At 34.9% G+C, this 6,227-nt stretch carries 2 protein-coding genes; both read left to right on the top strand.

Translation table 11 applies throughout. From position 1 onward, the window contains the following. The first annotated feature begins 1,015 nt into the window (after window positions 1-1,015). Window positions 1,016-2,353 (top strand): glucose-6-phosphate dehydrogenase assembly protein OpcA, encoded by a 1,338-nt coding sequence (gene opcA / locus ACP6PK_RS12025; RefSeq protein ID WP_426559797.1) that lies wholly within the window; start codon window positions 1,016-1,018, stop codon window positions 2,351-2,353. A gap of 1,461 nt (window positions 2,354-3,814) precedes the next feature. Then, window positions 3,815-6,073, top strand: a complete 2,259-nt coding sequence (locus ACP6PK_RS12020) for a WD40 repeat domain-containing protein (protein ID WP_426559796.1) — start codon at window positions 3,815-3,817, stop codon at window positions 6,071-6,073. Window positions 6,074-6,227 lie beyond the last annotated feature (154 nt).

The raw sequence follows: 6,227 nt of genomic DNA, 5'->3' as shown, positions 1-6,227 counted from the left end.
GATAATGGATAATGGATAATTGATAATGGATAATGGATAATTGATAATGGATAATTGATAATTGATAATTACCTCTACCTAAAAGGAAGATGATTGAATAAGCGGATTAAAACCCCCAAAAAAGGGCATCACTAATTTTTCAAACTCTTGTGGGGGATTTAAACCCTTGGATTTTTAGCTGATAAGCTAAATGATGATAGGTAATAGCTAGTTAAAAATTAATAATTAATAATCACCTCTTCTGAAAAATAAGAGGATTAGTCAAAAATAATTTTCTTGTTCTCTTGGTCGATTGGATATGGCGTTTTCGGCTAAGAGCCGACATGAAACGCTGCGCGACATGTAACGCGTAGCGTCCCGGAGGGAATGGAGACCTCCCCATCCCATCCTAAGGTCATGCTCCGCAAACGACCGCTTTTTTGTCATTGAAAGGAGACGCTTTAAAGCTTAATTATTCGGTAAAAGAAATAACTTAACTAGGAAATGGAAAAATCTTTTAAACAATCATCTTATACCTTCAGTCCTAACTTCCTAATGCAAAACTTACAGGAATACAAAAATAATCTATTTTAATTAGGTAAAATCTGCCAAATTACTCTACCCTATAACTTAAAATAGAAACTATCCTATTAAATTATTCATTATCTATAGGACTTACACAAAGATAATGTATATAGCGTCAAAAACTATAACGTTATAGTTTTTGACTCTATATCTATATTATATACTACCTCTGCGTAAGTCCCGATCTAATAAGTACCAGGACATAAATAAATATCACTGTGTTAAGAACGATTAACTAAGCTGAAACTCCTTCTATGTTGACTGTTACAGTATTTTGTCTTCCATAACTTCACAGTTAAATTTAATTTTGTCCAACCACTTTAGGATTTACGCAAATACCATGTATATAGTGTTCAAAACTATAACGTTATAGTTTTTTGCATCTACATATAGTACCTCTGCGTAAGTCCTATACTTAAAGAAAAATTAACACTTAAGGAAAAACAAAAATATGACTACACCAATTGTTGCCTTACAACAACCAAAAGATATCTCCCTAGGAGAAATAGAAGAAGAACTAAGTAAAATCTGGCTAAGTCAAAATCAAGGCAAAGCAACTTCCATTGCTACTAGAGCAGCCACCTTTAGCATGGTAGTTTATGAACCAGAAGAATTTCAACAATTGCTAGGGGGGCTAGGATTCTATGATGGTCCAATTGATGGGATTCATGGGCCACAAACCCGGAATGGGGTTAAAGAAGCACAAAAAGCTTATCAACTGCCAATTACAGGTAGAGTAGACCCCGAAACCCTCGCCAAATTGCGGGAAGAATTTGCAAAACAACCAGAAGACCGTCAAAAAGTCACAAATATAAATCTCAGGGGTTTTAGTATGGCAGATGCGATCGCCACTCAAAACCCCAGTCGCGTTATGACCCTATGTCCAACTATTGGGGAAGAAGATACAGGAGTTACAGCTCAAGTATCTGCCTATTGTCCAATTCAGAAGCAAAGTAGTTCTAATTTAGTTTGCAGTGAATATGTCACCCTGCGGGGCACAAAATTAGCCATGCAAAGGGTAGATGAAACAGTAAAATCATTAATGATTCCAGATTTACCGAAATTTGTCTGGTGGAAAGCGACCCCCAACACAGAGCAGCAATTATTTCGTAGTTTGTGTGAGGCGAGCAACTGTATAATTATGGACTCCTGCTATTTTTCCGACCCTGAATCAGAATTTTTAAAGATGCAGGAGTTGATTGAAAACGAAACCTATATTGCTGACCTTAACTGGCATCGTCTATCTGCTTGGCAAGAATTAATTGCTGCAACTTTTGACCCTCCAAAACGACGAGCAGCTTTATGGGAAGTTGATACTATTACTCTTGACTATGAGAAAGGAAATGCTGCTCAAGCGCTAATGTTTTTAGGTTGGTTTGCTAGTCGTCTGGATTGGAAACCAGTTTCTTATACAGAATTAGGTGGTGATTATGATATTACCCATATAAAATTTACTGGGCATAACAATCAAGAAATTTTGGCTGAGTTAGCAGCTATTCCTACTGCTGACTTTGGTGAAATTCCTGGAGATTTAGTTGGTTTACGTTTAGGTTCGAGTAATTCAGATGCTGATGTTGATTGTTGCACAATTTTGTGTTCTGAAACTACTGGTTGTATGCGGTTAGAGTCTGGTGGTAAGGCGCAGTCTTGTTTGACTGAGCAAGTAACAGCATTAACCGATCAGAAAGCAGAAGCTTTGATGGCACAACAGTTACAACGTTGGGGTCGGGATGTTTTGTATGAGGAGAGTTTAGCATTGACAGCACAAATGCTGCAGTTAAGAAAATAGGGAATTTAGAATTTAGAATTTAGAATTTAGAATTCAGCAAAACTTGTAGTAGAGTGACACACTTAAAATAGTGCAATAGTAGGGGTGGGTTTCCCCGTTAAATTAATGAGCTTTCACCTAAAGTTAGATAAACTCGCCCCCCAATGATGTAACGCACCCTGGAATATGTGTTGGTCTAGTAGGGTGCGTATTTACGGCTTAAATTCAGACTAGGAAAGGGATTTAGAAATCTGTCGTAACGCATCATTTTAGCTTTGTCCGTCCACTACAAATTTTGCTGATACCATTTATTAAGAGTAATACTATACTGGCAAAGTGCTAAAATCACTATGAAAATAACAAATATTACATGAATGATGGTCAGGTGCTATATATAGGGTGTAAAAACTAGAACATTTGAGTTTATGACTCTATATATATGGTATAGTGTTTCATTAATTGATAATTGATAATTGATAATTGATAATTGATAATTACCTCTCCCTTTTAGGGAGAGGATTGACGAATAAGGAAAAGATTTATTTCTCTTGGTTGATTAGATATGGCGTTTGCTAGCGCAAAGCTCCGCTTTATATGTCGCGCAGCCAAACGCGTAGCGTCCCGGAGGGAACGGAAACCCGAAGAATGCAGAGCCGCTCCGCTTTATATGTCGCGCAGCCAAACGCCATCTCATCCTGACGGACTGCTCCGCAAACGACCGCTTTTTCCCCTTGAAAGGGGAGGCTTCAAGGCGTGAATGATCTAATTATTTAATTGTTTAATTATTAATTATTTCGGTAAGTCCTATATTATTAAAGACTTAGATCGCGTCATTTGAGTTATCAGTTGTCAAATAGTATTGACAGGACTGAGGCATTTTGGAGTCCTAAACACTACATATCTATAACGTTATAGTTTTTGAACCCTATATGTAGTGTCTAGTGTGTAATATAAAATCCGGTTATACAGTAATCGCATCTATACTTTCTCTTAATACAGATTTTCTAGCGTGGGCGAATTTAAAAATTCATGCTCTAAATCTTTTCTTTCTCCTGACTCCTGACTCCTAGAGCGATACGATAAGTATTTAACCGGATTCTATATAAGTCCTGATGGAGAAATAGAAATTTCAAAGTTGAGATAACTATGAAAATAACAAATATTACATGAATGAAGCCAAGCTACTATATATAGAGTGTGAAAACTATAACGTTGGAGTTTATGGCACTATATATTGTCTGGTGCGTCATTCCTATATTATTAAAGACTTAAATAGCGTCATTTGAGTTATCAGTTGTCAAATACTATTTAGAAATAGAAATTTCAAATATAACAAAGTTTTTGATAATTATTGGTATGACATATATTTAGTGGTGCCCTGCGACGGATTATTAAATACCTTTCATAGTCTGAATTTAAGCCGTAAATACGCACCCTACAAATTTTCTACAAATTTTCCTTTTTTAAAATTGGTATAAACTAATGAATGAAGTTCGTAAATGGCTAAGAAGTCTTTCCACGAAAAATAAAAAAACTGCGATTAAAACCAAAATTAGAGAATTATTAGAAACAGGAAATTTTCCTGAGTTATATCAATATTTAACAGATTTTCATTTTATTAAAGCTAAAATTGAAGCTGCTCAAACCCTGGAATTAATAGCAGATTATGACTTAGCACTAAATTCACCACAATCATCAAATCTAACAGCAGAACAAACAAAAAATCTGAGATTAATTCAAGCAGTAATTCGTGTTTCAGAACATATTCTGAAAAAAGATAAAAAACAATTAGTAGAACAACTATGGAGTCGTTTAGTAGATATCGAACATCCAGATATTAAAAATTTACTGACACAAGCAAAAAAAAGTAGAAGAAATCCTTGGTTGCGTCCTTTAACTTCTAGTTTCGCACCTCCTGATTCTGAATTAATTCGGACTATTAATCCTCACGATAGACCAATAATAGCTTTAACTATTACTCCTGATGAAAAACAAATAATTTCTGGTGCTAATGATGGCACAATTAAAGTTTTTAATCTAGCAAATGCAGCAGAAATATTAACTTTTACAGGTCATACAAAAACTATCAATTCATTAGCAGTTACTTCAGACCAAAAATTACTTATTTCAGCTTCGGAAGATACGACAATAAAAATTTGGGATTTAGTCGCAAAAACTGAAAAAATTACCCTAAATTTACATTCAGAAGCAGTTACTTCAGTAGTTATTACACCAGATGACAAAGAATTAATTTCCTCTTCTAATAACGGTGCTATTAATATCTATGACTTAGAAAAAAATCGAGATGTTTTGACTATGAAAGCCCATAAAGCAGAAGTCACATCTGTCACCCTAACACCAAATGGAGAAGAAATTGTTTCAACTTCTAATGACAAAACTATTAAAGTTTGGAACAGGAAAAAAAGAAAATTAATAACGACAATTCATGGTCATAATGCTGAAATTCTTGGTGCTATAGTTACACCAGATGGTAAGCAGGTTATTGCTCATGATGTAGATGGAGTATGGGATGTTTTTTACGGAGAAATTTTCGTTTGGGATTGGAAAACTGGAGAGAGAATATTTGTCTTATCTGGTCACGACGATGCTGTTGATTCTCTAGCGGTAACTCCCGATAATAAATATTTATTTTCTGGGGATAGTCAGGGAATAATTAAAGTCTGGAATTTAGAAACTGGAAAGGAAATTTATACCTTCAGAGACCATAGTAGTTGTGTCAATAAAATAATAATTACAACTGATGCTAAACAAGCAATTTCCTGTAGCACTGACGGAACTATTAAAGTTTGGGATTTAACCAAAATTTTAGGGGAAGAAAAATCAAATTATTCTCAGATTAGTCATTGCAACGAGATACATACTATTGCTATTACTCCTAATAGTAGATGGGCGATTTCCGGTGGTTGTGAAATGATAGTAAAAGTCTGGGATTTAACAAATTTTCGTGAAGTTTTTGATTTAGAAACAGGAAATGGAGAACCGATACATTCTTTAGCAGTAACTCCCGATTGCAAAGAGGTATTAGTGGGTTGTGGTGGTTCATTACCTAGTGGTAAAAAACGAACTATTAAATTTTTTAATCGCAAAACCAGAGAGCAAATACTGGAATTTTTAGCTCCTGTTAATTTGGGAAAATTTATCACAATAGCTCCAGATGGTAAGACTTTTATTTCTGGATATTGGAGAGATTTTGGAACAACTATTTGGGATTTGGAATTAAAGGAAGAAATTGGTTATTTGGGAAGGCATGAAGAGGAGGTATTATGTTTAGCAATAACTCCTGATGGTCAGAAGGTAATTTCTGGTTCATATGATAGAACTGTTATAGTTTGGAATTTACAAACAAAAGAAAGAATTTTGACTTTGAATGCTGGTTTAGGTTCAGTTTATTCAGTAGCAGTAACTCCTGATAATAAGTATATTATTTCCGGTTATTATCATGGGGAAATTATGATTTGGGATTTGACAACTGGCGAACAAGTTGCTATGTTAAAAGGTCATCATAAATATGTTTTAGAGGTTATCCCACTGCCAAATAATCGAATTATTTCTGCTTCCTTAGATGGAACTCTAAAATTGTGGAATTTAAACAACCAGAAAGCGATCGCTACTTTTTATGGAAATAGTGGGTTTCTATGTTGTGCTGCTACAGCAAATGGAGAAATAATTATTGCTGGCGATAATTTTGGGAAATTACATTTTTTGACGTTAGAAAATTGATTTGGCCAACTTGTTGAGAGAGACTTTCACGCTCCGGACTTACGCACCAGACAATACAGATAGTGTTCAAAACTATAACGTTATAGTTTTTAAACTCTATATAGAAGCCCTAACAGTATCTCCAAGAAATAGGTTCTGGTGGAGAATTAATTGA

This window comes from Dapis hubbardiae BLCC-M172 (genome assembly GCF_050016015.1).
GTDB lineage: Bacteria > Cyanobacteriota > Cyanobacteriia > Cyanobacteriales > Microcoleaceae > Trichodesmium.
This window is presented reverse-complemented; position numbering and strand designations above follow the sequence as displayed.